This window comes from Polaribacter sp. P097, assembly GCF_036864555.1.
Lineage (GTDB): Bacteria > Bacteroidota > Bacteroidia > Flavobacteriales > Flavobacteriaceae > Polaribacter.
The window spans coordinates 30,314-51,158 of the sequence record NZ_JAZETJ010000001.1 but is presented as its reverse complement, the minus strand read 5'-3'; the positions used below and the strand labels follow the sequence as shown (position 1 = coordinate 51,158).

Annotated in this window: 15 protein-coding genes; 13 read left to right on the top strand and 2 right to left on the bottom strand. The window is 30.6% G+C overall.

Annotated features, from left to right (window positions below):
- Positions 1-16: 16 nt before the first annotated feature.
- Complete coding sequence (locus V7R38_RS00235; protein WP_334055557.1) at positions 17-409, bottom strand: DoxX family membrane protein; 393 nt, start codon at positions 407-409, stop codon at positions 17-19.
- A gap of 112 nt (positions 410-521) precedes the next feature.
- Here V7R38_RS00235 and V7R38_RS00230 point away from each other — a divergent pair, with 112 nt between their 5' ends.
- The 13 genes from V7R38_RS00230 (at position 522) to V7R38_RS00170 (ending at position 18,635) form a co-directional block, all read left to right on the top strand.
- Positions 522-1,028, top strand: coding sequence for a DUF6913 domain-containing protein (locus tag V7R38_RS00230; RefSeq protein ID WP_334055556.1), 507 nt, complete (start codon positions 522-524; stop codon positions 1,026-1,028).
- A 99-nt stretch (positions 1,029-1,127) separates the two neighbouring features.
- On the top strand, positions 1,128-2,003 hold the full coding sequence (dapA, locus tag V7R38_RS00225) for a 4-hydroxy-tetrahydrodipicolinate synthase (RefSeq protein ID WP_334055555.1): 876 nt from the start codon (positions 1,128-1,130) through the stop codon (positions 2,001-2,003).
- Between the two features lie 193 nt (positions 2,004-2,196).
- Positions 2,197-3,066, top strand: coding sequence for an outer membrane protein assembly factor BamD (locus V7R38_RS00220; protein ID WP_015482370.1), 870 nt, complete (start codon positions 2,197-2,199; stop codon positions 3,064-3,066).
- Positions 3,067-3,070: 4 nt separating this feature from the next.
- A complete protein-coding gene (locus V7R38_RS00215) occupies positions 3,071-3,391 on the top strand; it encodes a DNA-directed RNA polymerase subunit omega (protein ID WP_015482371.1) in 321 nt (106 codons plus the stop codon).
- A 3-nt stretch (positions 3,392-3,394) separates the two neighbouring features.
- Entirely contained in the window at positions 3,395-4,606 is a 1,212-nt protein-coding gene (coaBC, locus tag V7R38_RS00210; RefSeq protein ID WP_334055554.1) for a bifunctional phosphopantothenoylcysteine decarboxylase/phosphopantothenate--cysteine ligase CoaBC, read from the top strand.
- Positions 4,599-5,489, top strand: coding sequence for a type IX secretion system protein PorD (gene porD / locus V7R38_RS00205; RefSeq protein WP_334055553.1), 891 nt, complete (start codon positions 4,599-4,601; stop codon positions 5,487-5,489). Before coaBC ends, porD begins: the two co-directional genes overlap by 8 nt.
- Positions 5,490-5,549: 60 nt before the next feature.
- Complete coding sequence (gene recN, locus V7R38_RS00200; protein ID WP_334055552.1) at positions 5,550-7,202, top strand: DNA repair protein RecN; 1,653 nt, start codon at positions 5,550-5,552, stop codon at positions 7,200-7,202.
- 53 nt (positions 7,203-7,255) lie between these two features.
- Entirely contained in the window at positions 7,256-8,071 is an 816-nt protein-coding gene (locus tag V7R38_RS00195) for an enoyl-ACP reductase FabI (RefSeq protein WP_015482375.1), read from the top strand.
- 188 nt (positions 8,072-8,259) lie between these two features.
- Positions 8,260-9,222 (top strand): glycosyltransferase, encoded by a 963-nt coding sequence (locus tag V7R38_RS00190; RefSeq protein WP_334055551.1) that lies wholly within the window; start codon positions 8,260-8,262, stop codon positions 9,220-9,222.
- Positions 9,223-9,247: 25 nt separating this feature from the next.
- A complete protein-coding gene (locus tag V7R38_RS00185; protein WP_334055550.1) occupies positions 9,248-13,291 on the top strand; it encodes an FG-GAP-like repeat-containing protein in 4,044 nt (1,347 codons plus the stop codon).
- A 94-nt stretch (positions 13,292-13,385) separates the two neighbouring features.
- Positions 13,386-16,307 (top strand): GH92 family glycosyl hydrolase, encoded by a 2,922-nt coding sequence (locus tag V7R38_RS00180; protein WP_334055549.1) that lies wholly within the window; start codon positions 13,386-13,388, stop codon positions 16,305-16,307.
- 3 nt (positions 16,308-16,310) lie between these two features.
- Positions 16,311-17,300 carry a N(4)-(beta-N-acetylglucosaminyl)-L-asparaginase gene (locus V7R38_RS00175; protein WP_334055548.1) on the top strand — a complete coding sequence of 330 codons (990 nt, stop codon included), beginning with the start codon at positions 16,311-16,313 and terminating at the stop codon, positions 17,298-17,300.
- A 9-nt stretch (positions 17,301-17,309) separates the two neighbouring features.
- On the top strand, positions 17,310-18,635 hold the full coding sequence (locus V7R38_RS00170; protein WP_334055547.1) for a sugar MFS transporter: 1,326 nt from the start codon (positions 17,310-17,312) through the stop codon (positions 18,633-18,635).
- 298 nt (positions 18,636-18,933) lie between these two features.
- On the opposite strand, the gene yidC is transcribed toward V7R38_RS00170, so the two are convergent.
- Complete coding sequence (gene yidC / locus V7R38_RS00165; protein ID WP_334055546.1) at positions 18,934-20,811, bottom strand: membrane protein insertase YidC; 1,878 nt, start codon at positions 20,809-20,811, stop codon at positions 18,934-18,936.
- Positions 20,812-20,845: the final 34 nt, after the last annotated feature.

Below are 20,845 nucleotides of genomic sequence, written 5' to 3'. Positions count from 1 at the left end.
ATTTTAGAGATTTTTTTTATACTGATTGATTACTAAAATATGGAATTTGTTTTCTCTCTTTAAATAGAATAATAGCTGATATTATAAAAATGTAAACAGCTGCTCCAAACAATAAACCATGGTCGTTATTATGGTTGATGCCAATTTTAGTAATGTGCCCTAAAATTGCACCTGTCATAACTCCCATAGTTAAAAGCGCTCCTAACCAAGTAGTTTTTGGTATATATAATAGTATGGATGCTATAAGTTCAATTATGCCTGTTCCAACTCTTAAGTAAGCTTCATGTTTACCAGCTAATTTGCTAAACAATTCTACACTTTGGTCTGCAGCAGAAAATTTAAAAAGTAATGTCTGCAGCATTATAATTACAGCAATCATTTTTAAAATGATTAGTATGTATTTTTTCATTTATGGTTGATTTTCTATTTAGACGAAAAGGTCTAAAAACCCTTACAATATTGGTTTTATCAACAGAAAAAAGTAGTACTTTTACAATCAAATAACTAACAATTACAATCGTTTGAAAAAGAAGTTTATCAAAAGAAACTTTCAAAAACTACTCTTAGAAAAAGAACAGAATAGGGTAGTGTCTACAGATATTATTAAAACTGTAGGTATCATTTCTACAGATGAAATTTCTAATTGGATAGATGTTAAAACTGCTGTAGAAGACCATTTCAAAGTTCATAATACAAAGATTTATAGCTTTAGGCCTTATAGTAGAAAAGAAGAAGTGTCTTTCAAACATTTTTCAGAAAAAGATTTTAACTGGAAAGGTCAAGTATCACAACCAAATTTTAAGGTATTTATAGAGCAACCTTTCGATTTATTAATTGGTTTTTTTAATAAGAGAAACCTATATGTAGAAAATGCTGTTTTACGATCTAATGCCAAATTTAAAGTAGGTATTTCTAATGTGAATCAGGATTTGTATGACATGGAGATTGCAGTATTACCAAAAAATACCGATCAATTTTTAGAAGAATTAAAAAAATACTTGTTAATTCTTAAAAAAGTAGAAATTTAAACTTCAACCTAAAAGTTGTGAATTCTTTATATTCTAAATGAATTATACAATTTCATATTTGTAAATATTGTAATTTTACCGAGTTAAAAAATGAGACTGATGCAAAAATTTGTTGGTACTGGTGTAGCGTTAATTACGCCCTTTAAAGAAGATTTATCTGTAGATCTAGAAGCACTTAAAAAATTAGTGAACTTCAACATAGAAAATGGTACAAATTACTTGGTTATAAATGGCACAACAGGTGAAAGTGCAACTATTACTAAAGAAGAAAAACAACTTATTATAGATGTAATTATTAAAGAGAATAATAATAGAGTTCCTTTAGTATTAGGTGTTGGAGGTAATAATACAAGAGAGGTTGTAAAAGAGCTTAAAACAAGAGATTTTACTGGTATAGATGGTATTTTATCTGTAGCTCCTTATTACAGCAAACCAACTCAAGATGGTTTTTATCAGCATTATAAAGCATTGGCAGAAGCAACAGAATTGCCAATCATTTTATACAACGTTCCTGGCAGAACTGCCAAAAATATGGAGCCTGCAACAACAATAAGATTAGCAAACGATTTTGAAAATATTGTAGGAGTTAAAGAAGCTGGTAATATTCAACAACAATATAACAGTCTCTTAAAAGATAAACCAGAAGATTTCTTAATTATTTCTGGAGATGATGATTTAGCGTTAGGAGTGGCCTTAGCAGGCGGTTCAGGAGTTATCTCTGTAATTGGTCAGGCTTTTCCAGCTGAATTTTCAAAAATGATTCAATTAGGTTTAGAAGGTAAAAATAAAGAGGCTTATAAAATACACTTTAAGCTTATGGATATTATCGACTATATTTTTGAAGAAAATAATCCAGCAGGAATTAAAACAGTACTACAAGAATTAAATATTTGTGGCAATGATGTGCGTTTGCCATTGGTAAAAGCAAGTAATCAACTGTCAGAAAAGATAGCAAACTACGTAGCTAATTTTTAATTCTTAACAAACTTTTAGTATCTTCTTATTAAAATTTTAAGGCTTTTTAATGCATTATTGCAAGGTAAATTAATACAAGAAATTGTGATTGGCTACAATCTGTAATTTTATGTAATAATTTAACTAAGGTTAAGTTTTATTTTGTTAAAAATAAATGCTTTTATTATCCATAATTAATTACTAATTTTGCAGGATGCAAAAAATTAAAAATTTAGCGTATTTATTGGCTTTAAGTCTTTTATTATACTCTTGTGGTGAATACCAAAAAGTGTTAAATAAAGGTAGTGTAGAAGAAAAATACAAGATGGCCGTAAAAATGTACGAAACAAAAAAGTTTAGCAAGGCATTGCGTTTGTTCGAAAAAGTTACACCAGCTTACAGAGGTAAACCACAAATGGAGCGTATTCAGTTTATGGTTGCACAATCTAATTTTAATGTAAAAAATTACACAACTGCTGGTTATTATTTTGATCGTTTTACAAAAAACTATCCAAGTAGCTCAAAAAACGAAGAGGCTGCTTTTTTATCTGCCTATAGTTACAAACTAGCTTCACCAGTTTCAAGTAAAGACCCTACAGATACAAGAAAAGCATTAGAATCTTTTCAAATGTTTATCAATAATTATCCAGATTCTGACAAAATAGAAGAAGCAAATCAACACTATAAAGAGTTAAGATATAAGCTACAGAAAAAATATTTTGATATTGCAAAGGTGTATTACACTACTGCAGATTATGATATGAGAAACTATAAAGCAGCTATACAAGCTTTCGATAATTTATTAGCAGATTATTTAGGTTCTGAATTTAAAGAAGAAGCTTTGTTTTATAGATTAAAGGCAGCACATGATTTTGTATTAAAGAGTACAGAAAGAAGAAAACCAGAAAGAATTAAAGATGCTATTGAAGCATATGATAAATTAGTAAGAAATTACCCAGAATCTCAGTACTTAGAAGAGGCTAATGAAATGTTAACTACCTTGCAAAAAGAAGATGTAAGAGTGGCTGCATTAATGGCTAAAGTAAAAGAAATAGAAAAAGGTAAGGTTTTAAATAATAATTAATATTATGGATTATAAAGACACAAAAGCAGCTATAAGTACTATTACTTATAACAAGAACGAGATTGAAGCACCTACTGAAAATATCTACGAAGCAATTTCTATAATTGCAAAAAGAGCAAATCAAATCAATTCTGATTTAAAGAAAGAGTTAGTAGATAAATTAGATGAGTTTGCTACTTATAATGATAGTTTAGAAGAGGTTTTTGAAAACAAAGAACAAATAGAAGTTTCTAAATTTTACGAGCGTTTGCCAAAGCCAACTGCAATTGCAGTAGAGGAGTGGTTAAATGATAAAGTATATTACAGAACTCCAGAAGCAGAATAAACCATGTCTGTTTTAAGTGGTAAAAAAATTCTTTTAGGTATTACTGCAGGAATTGCTGCTTACAAAACAGCCAGTTTAGTTCGCTTACTTATAAAATTAGACGCAGATGTTAAAGTAATTATGACACCTGCGTCTAAAGATTTTATAACACCTCTTACACTTTCCACACTTTCTAAAAACCCTGTTAATTCTGCCTTTTATGATAAAGAAGATGAAAATGAGGTTTGGAATAATCACGTAGATTTAGGCCTTTGGGCCGATTATTTTTTAATTGCACCTGCAACTGCAAACACACTTTCCAAAATGGCAAATGGTGTTTGCGATAATTTGTTGTTAGCCACATATTTATCGGCTAAATGTCCTGTATATTTTGCACCAGCAATGGATTTGGACATGTATAAACATCCTTCTACAAAAGAAAGTTTGTCAAAACTTCAATCGTATCAAAATGTAATGATTCCTGCTACTTCAGGTGAACTAGCAAGTGGTTTGGTTGGAGAAGGTAGAATGGCTGAGCCAAAAGATATTGTCTCATTCATAGAAAATGATGTACTTTCTAAATTACCATTAAAAGGTAAAAAAGTATTGATTACTGCAGGGCCAACTTACGAGGCTATAGATCCTGTTCGATTTATAGGGAATCACTCTTCAGGTAAAATGGGTTTTTCAATTGCTAAAACTGCTGCTAATTTAGGAGCTGAGGTTTACTTAATTTCAGGGCCAAGTCATCAGAAAATAAAACATTCTTTGGTACAGAGAATAGATGTGGTTTCTGCTGAAGATATGTATATTGAAGCACATAAGCATTTTGAGGAGGTTGATATTGCTATCTTATCTGCAGCAGTTGCAGATTATAAGCCAAAAAATATAGCAGATCAGAAAATAAAAAAGAAAGATACTTCGTTAACTATTGAGCTAGCACCTACAAAAGATATTTTAGCCTCATTAGGCGCTATTAAAAAAGATCAATTTTTAGTTGGCTTTGCATTAGAAACAAATAATGAAGTTGAGAATGCTATTGGCAAAATAAAAAGAAAAAACTTAGATGCCATAGTTTTAAACTCGCTAAAAGATAAAGGTGCTGGGTTTGCAACGAATACAAATAAAATTACTATTATTGATAAAGATTTTAATCAGAAACCATTCGATTTAAAGTCTAAAGATGAGGTTGCTAAAGACATCATCAATGAAATTATACTAAAGTTACATGCGTAAATTAATTCTTCTATTAACCTTGTTTTTTGTGGCATTCAATAGCAATTCGCAAGAATTGAATTGTTTGGTGAAAATAAATTATGAGCAAATTGCAGGTTCAAATAGACAGGTTTTTGTAACCTTAGAAAATGCACTTTCAGAATTTATCAATAAAACAAAATGGACAGAAAGGGTTGTTCAGGCTGAAGAACGTGTAGATTGTACAATGAATATTATCATCACTTCTAGAAATGATAATACGTTTAATGCAACAATTCAAGTGCAATCATCAAGACCAATTTATGGTTCTAGCTATTTAACACCAATTTTAAATATTAAGGATAACGATTTTACATTTCGCTACAATGAGTTTGATCCTCTAAATTATAACAGAAACGCTTTCGATAGTAATTTAATATCTACCATTGTTTTTTATGTTTACACAATTTTAGGAGTAGATGCAGATACCTTTTCTAAATTTGGTGGCGATTATGAGTTAAAAGAAGCTCAAAATGTGATGTTGCAAGCACAGCAAAGTGGTATTGCTTCTTGGCAAAATGTAGTTGGTAAACAAAATAGATATTTATTGATTGATAATTTGTTAGCTCCTAAACTTAAAAAGTATAGAGAGGTGATGTACGATTACCATATAAAAGGAATGGATAATTTTGTATCGAATAAAGAATTTGCCAAGCAAACCATAGAAACTAGTGTGCTTTCTATGGAGCAGTTGTTCAATAAAACAGTGGGTAATTACTTAATTCGAATCTTTTTTGATGCAAAAGCCAATGAAATTGTAAATATATATTCAGATGGCCCACGAACTAAAAACAGTTCTAATGTTAGTACTACATTAAAAAGAATTTCTCCAAATAATAACGCAAAGTGGAGAAATATTGAATAATATTTTCTTTTAATTTTCTGATATTATTTCACTAATTTTAACCTACAAAAATTAGTAAACTTGCTTACACAACTTTCTATAAATAACTACGCTTTAATCAATCAATTAGCTATTGATTTTTCTTCTGGTTTGTCTATTATCACAGGAGAAACTGGTGCAGGAAAATCTATCTTGTTAGGTGCTTTAGGTTTGGTTTTGGGTAACAGAGCAGATTTATCTTCTCTAAAAGATACTTCTAGAAAATGTGTAGTAGAAGCTAAGGTTGCTATAGAGAATTACAATTTAATAAACTTTTTTAACGAAGTCGATTTAGATTACGAAGCAGAAACTATTATAAGAAGGGAAATTTTGCCTTCTGGTAAATCGAGGGCTTTTGTTAACGACACACCAGTTAAGTTAAGTGTGTTAAATGAGTTAAGGGTAAAGTTGATTGATGTTCATTCTCAACATCAAACCATGCAATTATCAGATAATGGTTTTCAATTTACTATTCTTGATGCACTTGCTAAAAATAAGACTGATTTAGAAAAATATGCTGTTCAATACAAGAAGCTAAATCAATTAAAGAAAGAACTTCAGGAGCTAGAGCAATCTCAAAAAGAGGCCAATCAAAAACATGATTATAATTTGCATTTGTTTAACGAATTAGATGAAGCAAATTTAAAAGCCGATGAACAAGAAGGTTTAGAGGAAAAATTAGAAAAGCTTAATAATATTGAAGATATTAAACTTAATATTTCTGAGGCTTTAGAAATTTCTGAGAATGATGAAATTGGTATTCAAAATTTACTAAACACTTTAGAAAATAGGTTGTCTAAAATCGCTAGTTTCTCTAAAGAATATCAAAACTTATCAGAAAGAGTAACTTCTGTAAAAATTGAGTTTGATGATATTGTTTCTGAATTAGAAAATGCAAATGAAAATGTAGATTTTAATCCGAATGAAATAGAAGAACTAAATGATAGATTGCAGTTAATTTACAACTTGCAGAAAAAGCACTATGTAAATTCTAATCAAGAATTATTAGCTATTTTAGAAGAATTAGCTACAAAACTTTCTCAAGTCGAAAATGCTGAAGAAACTATTAATAATAAAAAGAAAGAAATTGAAGAAGTCTCTAAAAAGTTAGATGCTATTGCTTCAATAATTTCAAAAAATAGAACCAAAGCTATACCTAATTTAACCAAAGAGTTAGAGGCTCTTTTGGCAGATTTAGGTATGGAAAATGCACGTTTTTCAATAAAAGTAAATTCTGGCAAAACTTATTTCGCAAATGGTAAAGATGAACTTTCATTTTTATTTTCGGCAAATAAAGGAGGGAATTTTGGAGAATTAAAAAAAGTAGCTTCTGGTGGTGAATTGTCAAGAATAATGCTTTCTGTGAAGAAAGTGCTGTCTGCTAACGCACAGTTACCAACCATTATTTTCGATGAAATAGACACAGGAGTTTCAGGTGAAGTTTCTAACAAAATAGCAGCTATTATGCAGCAGATGAGTAATAATATGCAAGTAATTGCTATTACCCATTTACCACAAATTGCAGCTAAAGGTGTTAATCATTACAAAGTATTTAAGAAAGACGAGAATGGGGTTACCACAACAAATTTAAAACAACTTTCTAATGAAGAAAGAGTTGTAGAAATTGCAGAAATGTTAAGTGGTAAAGACATTTCAGATTCAGCTTTAACACATGCCAAAGAGTTATTAAATTAAGTATCTTTGTCTTATCAACTAAAAAATAACCAGTAAATAGAATATTTAGTATTATGTATAATTTATTAAAAGGAAAAAGAGGAATTATTTTTGGAGCTTTAAATGAGCAATCAATTGCTTGGAAAGTTGCTGAAAGAGCACATGAAGAAGGTGCAACTTTCGTTTTAACAAATGCACCAATTGCTTTAAGAATGGGCGAGTTAAATGCTTTAGCAGAAAAAACAAATTCTCAGGTTATAGGAGCAGATGCAACATCTATGGATGATTTAAACAATCTAGTAGAAAAGTCTATGGAGATTCTTGGAGGTAAAATAGACTTTGTTTTACATTCAATTGGTATGTCTGTAAACGTGCGTAAAGGAAAACATTATACAGATCCTAAATACGATTTCACTACAAAAGGTTGGGATATTTCAGCAGTATCTTTTCATAAAGTAATGAATGTTTTATACAACAAAAATGCCATGAGTGAGTGGGGTTCTATTGTTGCTTTAACATATATGGCAGCTCAAAGAGTATTTCCAGATTATAATGATATGGCAGATAATAAAGCATATTTAGAGAGTATTGCACGTAGTTTTGGGTACTTCTTTGGTAGAGATCACAAAGTTCGTGTAAACACAATTTCTCAATCACCAACACCTACTACTGCAGGAAGTGGAGTAAAAGGTTTTGATGGTTTTATAGAGTATGCAGAAAAAATGAGTCCATTAGGTAATGCAACTGCTTTAGAATGTGCAGACTATACTATTACTATGTTCTCAGATTTAACCAAAAAAGTAACTTTACAAAACTTATTTCATGATGGAGGTTTCTCTAACATGGGTGTAAGCGATCCTGTAATGGATAAATTTGTAGGCGAAGAATAAGGGTTTTGTAAGAAGCAATTTCCTGCTTTCACTACTCGCTTTTTTCGTACCTCAAAAGAGCTCAAACAAAACGTTCAATCAGGGCTAAACCTGTTTGTCAACAATTGTAAAATATTAAAATGCAAATCTTATTTAGGTTTGCATTTTTTGTATTTTTACAAGAACTACAAAAGTAAAACCAGTTATCATTGCAGCATTCTAATATTAACTTTTCTATTATTATTCCAGTTTACAATCGTCCAAACGAAATAGAAGAATTGTTAGCGAGTTTGGCAAAGCAAAATTTTAATCAAGATTTTCAAGTGCTAATTATCGAAGATGGTTCAGATCAAAAAAGCGATGTAATTGTAGAAAGTTATCAGACAAAACTTAACATAGAATATTTTTACAAAGAAAACACAGGAGCAGGAGCTAGCAGAAACTTTGGTATGCAAAAAGCATCAGGAAATTATTTTATCATCCTAGATTCAGATGTTATTTTACCTGAGCAATATTTAACTGAGGTTCATACAGCTTTACTCAAAAATTATACAGATGCTTTTGGAGGGCCAGATGCTGCTCATAAAAGTTTTACCTATTTACAAAAGGCAATCAATTACTCTATGACTTCTTTATTAACTACAGGTGGAATTCGTGGTAAAAAACAGGCTGTTGGTAAATTTCAGCCTAGAAGTTTTAATTTTGGGATATCAAAATTAGCATTCATTAAAACAGCTGGTTTTTCTAAAATGAAGAATGGAGAAGATATCGATTTAACCTTTAGGCTTTGGGAAAATGGTTTTAAAACTCAACTTATAGAAAGCGCATACGTATTTCATAAAAGAAGAAGTTCTTTACAACAATTCTTTAAACAAACCTTTGGTTTTGGAACAGCAAGACCAATTTTAAATGCTAAGTTTCCTTCTACTTCAAAAATAACCTACTGGTTTCCTAGCCTATTTATTTTAGGCTTTGCTTTTAGTATTGTTTTAGTCTTATTTGGTAATCTGTATTTATTTAGTTTTTACTATTTATACTTCATAGCACTCTTGCTAGACGCCACTTTTAAAAACGGATTTATAGTTGGTTTTTTAGCTATATTTACTTCACTAACTCAGTTTATGGGTTATGGTTTAGGATTTTTAAAGTCTAAATTTTTTATCAGTAACTAACATTTAATCAAATTAATAAGTGGCAATGCAATTTCATAAAAATATCATTTTTATTTTAGTGCTTGTACATTTTCTGGTTTATCAAAATGCGCAAACTCAAAAGCCTTTTAAACATGTAGAAAGTAATATTGGTTTTCAAAATTTAAAAGAAAATAATGGAGTTTCTGTGGCCGATTTTGATGGTGATTATGATTTAGATGTTTTTGTTGTTTCTGTTTGGAAAGATGAAACAGGTAATCAAACCACCCAAAGTAAACTATTTCGAAATAATGGTAATGGTTCTTTTACAGATGTTACTTTTGGGTCTGGCTTGGAGAATTTGTTGCCAACCGAAGATTTAGACGCTACTTATGATAATTTTCTTGGTTTAAAAGGTTATAAATTTGGGGCTTTTTGGGGAGATTATGATAATGATGGTGATCCTGATATTTTCTTCACGTATTTATCTAAAGTGCAGTTATTTGAAAATATAGGCGATGGAAAATTCCAAGAGGTTACAGATAAAGCAGGAATCACTAAAATAAACGATTGTGAGAATACAGGCGCAGTTTGGTTTGACTATGATAATGATAGCTTTCTAGATTTATATGTAGTAGACTGGAAAGGTTGCAATACCAATACTTTATATCATAACAATGGTAATGGAACCTTTACAAATGTAACTGCATCAACCAATATCATCACACAAATAGATTTACCTGGTTATACACCCTTTCCTTTCGATTTTAATAACGATGGTTTTATGGATCTTTACATCACGAACGATCTTCGAAAACAGAATCAGTTATTTATCAATAATAATGGACAATCTTTTACAGAAGCTGCTAAAAATTATGGTTTAGAAGCTAATTTTAATGATATGGGCATTGCTATTGGCGATTATGATAAAGATGGTTATTTTGATTTTTACGTCACAACTATTGCAAATAATTCGCTTTTAAAAGGTAATGAAAACAACACTTATTCGAATGTTGCAGAAGATTTATTAATAAACAATACTAACTTTTCTTGGGGGACAAAATTTGGCGACTTTGATTTAGATGGTGATGAAGATTTAATCGTTGTTAATGGATTTAAAAATTCGAGCGAAGTAGAATATAACAACCTGTTTTTTGAAAATAAAACAGAAGATAATGAGGTGGTTTTCTCTACTACTCAAATAACAGGAATTGAAGATTTAACTGTAAGTGTAGAAGTATTAGATTTTGATTATGATTTTGATGGTGATTTAGATTTAATCGTAACCAACTCAGATCGAAATACTTATTTCTACGAAAACACAACTAGAGATGCTTCTAACTTTAACTTAACAAAATGGTTTCAGTTAAGTTTAGAAGGTACCATATCAAATAGAGATGCAATAGGTACAAAAATCACCTTAATTACAGATGAAGATACTTATGTTAGATATTATTCAGGAGTTGGTTTTCTGGGTCAAAGTTTAAAACCTGTTCATTTTGGTTTAGATGATGCAACAAAAATTAATCAGCTAATTATAAACTGGCCTTCAGGTCATGTTGACACTTATTCTAATTTAGAACTAAATACTTTTGGTAAGGCTATAGAGAATGATTCTTATGCAAAACTTAACATACAACCAGCGATTAAAGTTTCTGGTTGTACAGATGTAAATTCTTGTAATTATAATCCTCAGGCAACCATAGATGATGGCTCTTGCAAATATTTGGAAGTAGCAGATGAAATTAGTGGAAATACTACACCAGCTTATTTTAGCAAAGAAACCTATAGTTTTAGCACCTCTAATGGTGCAGATATTTCTTGGCAAGTTGATGGAGGAGAAATACTAAGTGGTCAAGGAACTTCAGAAATAGTAGTTCAATGGCAATTTCAAACCGAAGGAAAAGTAAGTTTAGTATTAGCTTCAGAATCTTGTAAAAGTCAAGAGGTAACTAAAGCAATCACTTTAAGTTTACAAAACCTTGCAGAAAATAAATCAATAGCACGTATTTGGAACGAAGCTTTGTTAGAGGCAATTAGAGTAGATTTTGCAAGGCCAACAATACATGCTCGTAATTTGTTTCATGTAAGTGTTGCTATGTTTGATGCCTGGGCAATTTATAGTGACAAAGCAACTCCATATTTAATGGGCAATAATGTAAATGATTTTACTAGTAATTTAAATGATTTTACACCAAATGAATCCATTGAAGCTTCAAGAAAAAAAGCAATAAGTTATGCAGCTTATCGCGTATTAAGTTATCGCTTTAAAAATTCTCCAAGCCATAATACAACTCAACAAAAGTTAAATGATTTGATGAGTCAACTTAATTTTGATATTAATTATACCGATATTAATTATGAAGATGGTAATGCAGCTGCATTAGGTAATTACATTGCAGAAACTATTATTAGTTATGGCAATCAAGATGGTTCTAATGAGTTGGCAAATTTTGAAAATCAATTTTATGAGACTGTGAATAATCCTTTGGTTCCTGAAATTCCTGGAAATTTACAAATATCAGATCCTAACAGATGGCAAACATTAAGTTTAGATACTTATATAGATCAAAGTGGGAATTTAATTGAGGGTGATGTCATAGATTTCTTGAGTCCTGAATGGGGTGTAGTTGCGCCATTTTCTTTAGAGAATGAAGATAAAAAAATGATATCTAAAAACAATAATAATTATACTTTGTATCATGATATTTCTGCTCCACCATTATTAGATGAGAATGATTTGGTTTCTTCCAGTCACTATAAAAAAGGATTTATGCAAGTCGCAATTTGGGGAAGTCATCTAGACCCAAATGATAATGTAATGTGGGATATTTCTCCAAAATCGATTGGTAATCTATCTTCAAATAATTTTCCAGATTCTTATTCGAATTACGATAATTTTTACAAACGATTTTTAGGTGGTGATATTAGTGAAGGTCATAATACAAATCCAATTACGAACGAAATTTACGAGTCTCAAATTGTGCCTAGAGGAGATTACACAAGAGTTTTGGCTGAATTTTGGGCAGATGGTCCTGATTCAGAAACACCTCCTGGACATTGGTTTACCATTTTAAACGAAGTTAATGATCATGATTTATTAGTTAAAAAAATAGCAGGTGAAGGAGAAGAATTGTCCCATTTAGAATGGGATGTAAAATCGTACTTTGTATTAGGAGGTGCAATGCATGATGCAGCAATTGCAGCTTGGAGTTTAAAAGGTTTTTATGATTATATAAGACCAATTTCTGCGATAAGATATTTGGCAGATTTAGGTCAAAGCTCTGATGAGAACTTGCCAAATTATAATCCACAAGGAATTTTATTAGAACCAGGATTTATTGAGCTGGTTAAAGAAGATGAGGCATTGGCTTTGCGTAATCCAGAAAATATTAATAAAATTAAATTATATACTTGGAGAGGTCATGATGAAATTACGAACACCAATACAGACGAAGCTGGGGTTGGTTGGATTTTAGCTGAAAATTGGTGGCCTTATCAAAGACCAAGCTTTGTAACTCCGCCTTTCTCAGGTTTTGTTTCTGGGCATTCTACATTTTCTAGAGCTGCTGCAGAAGTGCTAACTCTTTTTACTGGAGATGCTTTTTTTCCAGGAGGAATAGCCGAATTTACAGCAAAAAAGAATGAATTCTTAGTATTTGAGCAAGGCCCTTCTGTTGATGTAAAATTGCAATGGGCCACTTATAGAGATGCTTCAGATCAATGTAGTTTATCTCGTATTTGGGGAGGAATTCATCCTCCTGCAGATGATATTCCTGGCAGATTAATAGGTGAAAAAGTAGGTGTACAAGCATTTAATTTTGCTTTGCCTTATTTTGATAAAAACGTTCTGGCATTAGATGATAATTTTATTGATTTGGTAAGTAAGGTTTTTCCTAATCCAGCAAATAAACAGCAAGAATTAATAGTTACAAATACTTCAAATGAAGACAAGTTTTATTTAGTTGATGTAAGTGGTAGAGTTATTAATATTCAACAAAATTTTATTGTGATGAATAATCAAACTAAAATCAATTTGTCTAAAATTGCTACTGGTATTTATATGCTTACAAATGCCAAAGGTAAATCGTTCAAAATTATCGTTCAATAAATCTCAAAAAAATCACTATTTAAGTTTTTTTAGAGTATAAATTTTAAGATTCATTTTTGTTATCTTTTGAGAATCTTAAAAATCATTTCTTAGAATGAAACTACAATCGGTATTTTATTTTATTCTGATAGCGTTATTATCTTGCCAGAATAAAAATTCTAACGCTACAATCTCCCAAGATAAATCACTCATATCTTATGTAAATCCGTTTATTGGAACAGGTGGTCATGGACATACATATCCAGGAGCTACATTACCTTTTGGAATGATGCAATTATCTCCAGATACCAGATTAGATGGTTGGGATGGTTGTTCTGGTTACCATTATTCAGATGATGAAATTTATGGTTTTTCACATACACATTTAAGTGGAACAGGTGTTTCTGATTATGGAGATGTTTTGTTAATGCCAACAAATGAAATGATTTTTAATAATGGCGCAGATGGTAATAAAGGTTATAAATCAAAATTTTCTCACGAAAATGAAATTGCTGAGCCAGGTTTTTACAAAGTGCTATTAGAAGATACTAATATTAGTGTGGAGCTAACTACTTCTAGACGAAGTGGAGTGCATAAATACCAATTTCCGGATTCAAGCAATAACTATATAATACTCGATTTAGAACACAGAGATGAATTATTAGCACATAATATCACTCAAGTTACACCGAAAGTAATTCAGGGTTTTAGGCACTCTAAAGCATGGGCTAGCAATCAAAAGTTATTCTATTATGTAGAGTTGTCTCATGAGTTTGAGTTAGTATATGAAGACAATCAAAAACAGTCAAAAGCTGCATTAAAAATAAACAACCCTAAGAATGAAACTGTTTTTGTAAAAATCGGAATTTCTGCAGTTGATAGTAAAGGTGCTAAGCAGAATTTAGAGGCTGAAATAGGAAATAAAAATTTTGAACAAGTTAAAAAAGAAGCTCAAGATATTTGGGAGCAGCAATTGCAGAAAATTGAAGTGATAGATAATAATGAAGATAATAAAACAAATTTTTATACTTCTATGTATCATGTGGCTTTAGCTCCAAATTTATATCAAGACATAGATGGGAGGTATAGAGGAATGGATTTAAATATTCACAAAACAAATGACTTTGAGTATTATACCGTATTTTCTTTGTGGGATACTTACAGAGCAGCACATCCTTTATATACTATCATAGAACAAGAAAAAACCAATCATTTTATAAATACTTTTTTAGCAAAATATGATGAAGGTGGCATTATGCCAATTTGGGATTTATCCGCAAATTATACAGGTTGTATGATAGGTTATCATGCAGTACCTGTTATAGCAGATGCTTATTTAAAAGGCATCAGAAATTATGATTTAGATAAAGCGTTTACTGCAATGAAACATTCTGCAAATCAAAATAAATTTGGGTTGCAATACTATAAAGAATTTGGTTTTATCCCTGTAGAAAATGAGTCAGAGTCAGTTTCTAAAACCTTAGAATATGCTTATGATGATTGGTCTATTGCAAAAATGGCTGAAAGTATGGGTAAGGATAAAGATTACCAAACATTTTTAGAAAGAGCTCAATACTACAAAAATGTTTTCGATCCAGAATCGCAATTTATGCGTGGTCGATTTAGAAACTCATGGTTTTCTCCTTTTGATCCTTATGAAGTAAATTTTAATTATACAGAAGCTAATGCATGGCAATATAGTTTTTATGTTCCTCAAGATATTACTGGTTTTATAAAATTGCTTGGAGGTAAAAACCAGCTAGAAAATAATTTAGATAAATTATTTTCTGCTAGCCAAAATACATCTGGTAGTCATCAAGCAGACATTACAGGTTTAATTGGGCAATATGCACATGGTAATGAACCCAGTCATCACATGGCTTACTTATATAATTTTGTAAATAAACCTTCTAAAACTCAAGAGAAAGTCAATCAAATTTTAACGGAATTATACACAAATTCTCCTGATGGAATTTCTGGTAATGAGGATTGTGGACAAATGAGTGCTTGGTATATTTTTTCATCTATGGGCTTTTATCCTGTAACTCCAGGAGCTAACGAATATATTATTGGTACACCACTATTTGAAAAATCCACAATACATTTAGAAAATGGAAAATCGTTTGCGATTGAAGCAAAAAATAAATCCGAAGAAAATATTTATATTCAATCTGCTACTTTAAATGGAGAAGATTATATTTATTCATATCTAAATCATCAAGATATTATAAACGGAGGTAAATTAGTGTTTACCATGACAAATACGCCTTCTGATTGGGCTACAAATGATAACCACATTCCTTCTACAGCTATCAATGATCATTTAATAGTAACTGCACCTTTTATTGAAAAAGGAGATATTGCTTTTAAGGAAAGTACTAGTGTTACTTTGGCAAATGTAGATAAAGAAGCTTCTATTTTTTATAGAGTAGGTTACAAAGGAGGTTATAAAAAATATAAGAACCCAATTTTGATTGATAAAGGAATTCCATTGTACGTTTATGCTGAAAAAAATGGAGTAAAAAGTGCCACAGTTAGAACCGATTTTTACAAAATAGATCCGAATATTAAAATTGATTTAAAATCAGAATATGCAAATCAATACAATGCAGGTGGAGATAATGCTTTAATTGATGGTGTGATGGGTGCAGAAGATTTTAGAACTGGAACTTGGCAAGGTTATTTTGATACGGATTTAGTTGCTGTGGTTGATCTTGGCAAAGTAAAAAATAATGATGGTAGAATTAAAGTACAGTTTTTAGAAGATCAAAAAAGTTGGATTTTCCTACCAACTAAAATTACTTGTTTCGTCTCAGAAGATGGTATAAATTATGCTTCTTTGGGTGAATTTGATATTGATGTTGAAGAACAAAAAGATAGAAGTATAAAAGGATATACATTTTATTATCCAAAGAATTCAAAAGTTAGATACGTAAAGTTAGTTGCAAATAAGTTAGGAGCACTTCCAAAATGGCATTTAGGAGCAAAACATAATGGAAAAAGTTGGTTGTTTGTGGATGAAATTCAATTTAAATAAAAAATGAAAAGAAGAAATTTTATAAAAAAAGCATCTGCTACAGGCTTAGGTTTGGCTACTGTTTCATCATCAATCTTAAATTTTGATAGGAAAGAGATTAGAAAAAATAAATCTTTAGCAATAAAACCTTTGGTAATTGCAACTTGGAGAACTGATTTGGCTGTAGAAACTGCAGCTGCAGTTTTAGAAAAAGGGGGTTCTGCTTTAGATGCTGTTGAGCAAGGTTGTAGAATAGAAGAGGCTAATGAAAAAAATCAAACAGTTGGTTTGGGAGGTTTACCTGATAGAGATGGAAATGTAACTTTAGATGCCTGTATTATGGATGCTAAAGGAGATTATGGGTCTGTTTTGGGCGTAAAAAATATAAAGCATGTAATTTCTGTAGCTAGAAAAGTTATGGAGGAAACACCACATGTTATGCTGGTTGGAGAAGGAGCAGAGCAATTCGCAGTAAGTCAGGGTTTTAAAAGAGAAAATTTGCTAACTGAAAAATCTAAAAAAGATTGGGAGAAATGGAAAGAAAAATCAGAATACAAACCAATTATTAATATTGAAAATCACGATACAATAGGGATGTTAGCTTTAGATAAAGAAGGTGATATTTCTGGAGCCTGTACTACAAGTGGTTTGGCTTATAAAATGGCAGGTAGAGTAGGAGACTCGCCAATAATTGGTGGTGGTTTGTTTGTAGATAATGAAGTTGGTGGAGCTGCTGCTACTGGTTTAGGTGAAGAGGTTTTAAAAACTGTTGGAAGCTTTCTTATTGTAGAATTAATGAGGCAAGGTAAAACGCCTCAAGAAGCTTGTGAAGAAGCTATAGGTAGAATTGTAAATAAGCCTGGTAAAAACTATAAAGATTTTCAAGTTGGTTATATTGCAGTAAATAAAATGGGAGAAACAGGTGCTTTTTCAATTCATGAATGGTTTAGTTACAATGTTTATAAAGACAAATTAAACCAAAATATAAAGTCAGATTTTTTCAATAAAGTTTAAAACTATTCTATGTCAACCACAACTAAATCCTATAAAAGTGCATTTATCTTTTTAACTACCTTGTTTTTTCTTTGGGGCTTTATCACGGTTTTGGTAGATAGTTTAGTGCCAAGATTAAAGGATGTTTTTGAAATTTCATATGCAAAAACAGTTTTAATTCAGTTTGCTTTTTTTACAGCCTTCTTCGTTTTTTCATTACCTGCAGGTTTTATTTTATCTAAAATTGGTTACAAAAAAGGAATTGTTTTTGGTTTACTTACAATGGCCTTGGGTTGTTTGTTATTTTATCCTGCTTCAGAATATAGAAATTTTACTATTTTTTTAATTGGTTATTTTACATTGGCTGGTGGTATTACAGTATTGCAAGTAGCAGCAAATCCTTATGTAGCTTTACTGGGTAATGAAAAAGGAGCAAGTAGTAGGCTAAATTTATCGCAAGCATTTAATTCTTTAGGAACCACAATTGCACCCATTATTGGTGCACTGTTTTTATTAAGTGATTCTGTAAAATCATCTGCAGAGATAGCCATTTTAAGCGATTTAGAGAAGAGTAACTATTATATTGCTGAAGCTGAAACTGTGCAAACACCATTTTTTATAATAGCGCTAGCTATAATCGTTTTGGCTTTAATATTTGCATTTATAAAACTGCCTAAAGTTATGCAAGAGTCACCTAAAGGTGGTTATTTTACTTTGCTAAAAAATAAAATGATGTTAATGGGGGCATTAGGCATATTTGTTTATGTGGGTGCTGAAGTTGCGATTGGTAGTTTTTTAGTAAATTATTTTGATACTATGAATTTGGCAACAGTTGTTTCTCAGAATGAAACAATGATGGGCATTGCAAATACAATTGCGAGTGTTTTTAATAAATCGTTTTCTGAAGCAGATCCAAAATCATTATTAGGAATTTTTGTGATTTTTTATTGGGGAGGAGCAATGATTGGTAGATTCATAGGGGCTTATTTAACTAAAATTTTAGCTCCTGGTAAAGTATTAGCCATTTTTGCAGGCTTTGCAATTACCCTGATTTTTATTTCAATAAACACAGTAGGCTTACTTTCTATGTGGTCTATTTTGGCTGTTGGGTTATTTAATTCGATAATGTTTCCAACTATATTTACGTTAAGTTTAGAAGGTTTAGGAGATTTAAAAGCCCAAGCATCTGGTTTGTTATGTATGGCAATTGTGGGTGGTGCAATTATTCCTTTTACCTTTGGTAGCTTAATAGATAATTATGGTTTTAAAACAGCGTTTATTTTGGCTATTATCTGTTATGCTTACATTTTATTCTATGGTAGATTTAAGAGTAAAAACTTAGTTCAAAATTCTTAGATACTAAAAATTTATAAATGCGATACATGCAGTTGCAATTAAAGCTAAAATGAACATAATAATTCTAGATTTCTTTAAATTTCTTTTTTTAGATAAAACATAAATACTAATTAAAACTGCAAGAAATAGATAAATCATTTGTTGATTAAAACTACTAAAAGGGATTAAAAAATAGTAGATTCCTAAAAGGACGAATGGCAATAAGTTGAAGATTTTCTTATTCATATTTTAAATATAATAAGAAAAACTCAAAACGTAATCGTTTTGGGTTTTTCTATTTAATTACAAGTACTACTTGCTATTTTTTCTGTTGTCTTGCTTGCTGCTCTTGTGCTTGTTTCATTGCAGCATCAATTCTTTGTCTGAATTTGCTTTTTGCTTTTTCAGGACGTTTTTTATTCTCTTCTATTTGAGCATGAATCTTTTCTTCATCAATTACATAGTTCTTAATTACTAACATAATAGAGATAGTTAATAAGTTAGAAATAAAGTAATACAAACTTAATCCACTTGCATATCTATTAAAGAAAATTAACATCATAATAGGTGAGAAGTAAATCATGTATTTCATCATTTTACTCATATCTGGCATCCCTTCTTGAGTAGGTGCTTGCATATTAGCTTGCTGACTTTGGTTCATTCTCATATAAAAGAATATAGCAATAGAAGCTAAAATTGGAAATAAACTTACATGATCTCCATAAAACGGAATTTCGAAAGGAAGATTAAATATTACATCATAAGATGATAAATCTGGCGCCCATAAAAAGCTTTCTTGACGTAAAGCAATGTTTGTTGGGAAAAACTTAAATAATGCAAAGAATATCGGCATTTGTAATAATGCAGGTATACAACCAGACATCATATTTACTCCTGCTTTTCTTTGAATCGCCATGGTTTCTTGCTGACGTTTCATAGCATTTTCTTTACCAGGATATTTTTTATTTAGCTCTTGTAATTCAGGTCTTATCACCTTCATTTTTGCACTAGATAAATAAGATTTATAAACTAATGGGGACATTAAAATACGAACAACAATAGTCATCAGAATAATAATTAAACCGTAGTTACTTAAGAAACCTTCTAATAAATTAAATACAGGATAAAATACGTTTCTGTTTAAGAATCCAAAAATTCCCCAACCTAAATCTGCAGTTTCATCTAAATCTGTGCCTTCAAAAGTTTTTAATAAATTATAATCACTTGGTCCATAGAACCATTTCATGTTATAATTTAATTCCCCACCTGTTAAAGCTAAAGGAGTTTTTAATTCATATCTTTTTGTAAAAACGGTATCTAATTTTTCGTCTTCAACTAAATCTGAAGAGGTTACAGTTGCATTGTTAAAAGGTGTGTCTGTTAACAAGTTAGACATGAAAAAGTGCTGTTTATAAGCAACCCAATCTATATCATTGGCAATTTCTGTATTACCTGCATTTAAATACTCAACTTCATCTTCACTTTTATAATAGTAGTAAGAATACATGGTATTCTCTGTCTTTAAACTTCTTTCGTGTCTAAAACCATCTAAAGTCCAATCTAAGTTGATAGGATTAGATGAATTAAATACGCCATCTAAACCTTGTGATCTTATAGAAAAATCAACAAAATAATCATCTGGTTTTACTTCGTATCTGTATTCTAAATATTGACTATCAGAAACCTTTAATTTCATAGATAGCACTGTGTTTTCTCCACTATTTGTTAAAGAAGGTTCAAAGAATAAATCTTTAGTATTTAAAATTCTATTGTCTGTAGTTCCAAAATTGATATTGAAAGAGGCATTATTATCCTTAATCATATATAATGGAAGTGAATCATAAGTTTGGTAATTTTTTACCAAAGCTTTTACAATTTGTCCACCTTTGTTATCAATAGTTAATTTTACCAAACTATTTTCAATTACAGTAGTGCCTTCTTTACCATTTAATGCACTTTGTGCAAAAGCACCTAATTTATTTTGTAAAGCAATTTGTTTTAAAGAATCATTTTCAAAAACTGGTGCTGCAATGTTTTTGGTGTTTTCCTTGTCATTATTTGAAGTAGTTTCTACAATTTCTTGTGGTTGTTGCTCTTCCAATTCTTCTGGCTTGTTGGTATTAAAGTACCACAACAAAATTCCTGCAAGAAGAATCATTCCTATAAAAGAATTGTAATCGAATTTTTTTTGTTCCATGTGTAAATTAAAATGTCAGTTTGTCACTTTAGCA

Excerpts from the sequence above, each read along its gene's own strand:
- yidC (WP_334055546.1), bottom strand. The coding sequence starts at position 20,811 with ATGGAACAAAAAAAATTCGATTACAATTCTTTTATAGGAATGATTCTT.
- V7R38_RS00195 (WP_015482375.1), top strand. The coding sequence starts at position 7,256 with ATGTATAATTTATTAAAAGGAAAAAGAGGAATTATTTTTGGAGCTTTA.
- V7R38_RS00185 (WP_334055550.1), top strand. The coding sequence starts at position 9,248 with ATGCAATTTCATAAAAATATCATTTTTATTTTAGTGCTTGTACATTTT.
- V7R38_RS00215 (WP_015482371.1), top strand. The coding sequence starts at position 3,071 with ATGGATTATAAAGACACAAAAGCAGCTATAAGTACTATTACTTATAAC.
- dapA (WP_334055555.1), top strand. The coding sequence starts at position 1,128 with ATGCAAAAATTTGTTGGTACTGGTGTAGCGTTAATTACGCCCTTTAAA.
- coaBC (WP_334055554.1), top strand. The coding sequence starts at position 3,395 with ATGTCTGTTTTAAGTGGTAAAAAAATTCTTTTAGGTATTACTGCAGGA.
- V7R38_RS00175 (WP_334055548.1), top strand. The coding sequence starts at position 16,311 with ATGAAAAGAAGAAATTTTATAAAAAAAGCATCTGCTACAGGCTTAGGT.
- V7R38_RS00170 (WP_334055547.1), top strand. The coding sequence starts at position 17,310 with ATGTCAACCACAACTAAATCCTATAAAAGTGCATTTATCTTTTTAACT.
- V7R38_RS00180 (WP_334055549.1), top strand. The coding sequence starts at position 13,386 with ATGAAACTACAATCGGTATTTTATTTTATTCTGATAGCGTTATTATCT.
- V7R38_RS00235 (WP_334055557.1), bottom strand. The coding sequence starts at position 409 with ATGAAAAAATACATACTAATCATTTTAAAAATGATTGCTGTAATTATA.
- porD (WP_334055553.1), top strand. The coding sequence starts at position 4,599 with ATGCGTAAATTAATTCTTCTATTAACCTTGTTTTTTGTGGCATTCAAT.
- V7R38_RS00220 (WP_015482370.1), top strand. The coding sequence starts at position 2,197 with ATGCAAAAAATTAAAAATTTAGCGTATTTATTGGCTTTAAGTCTTTTA.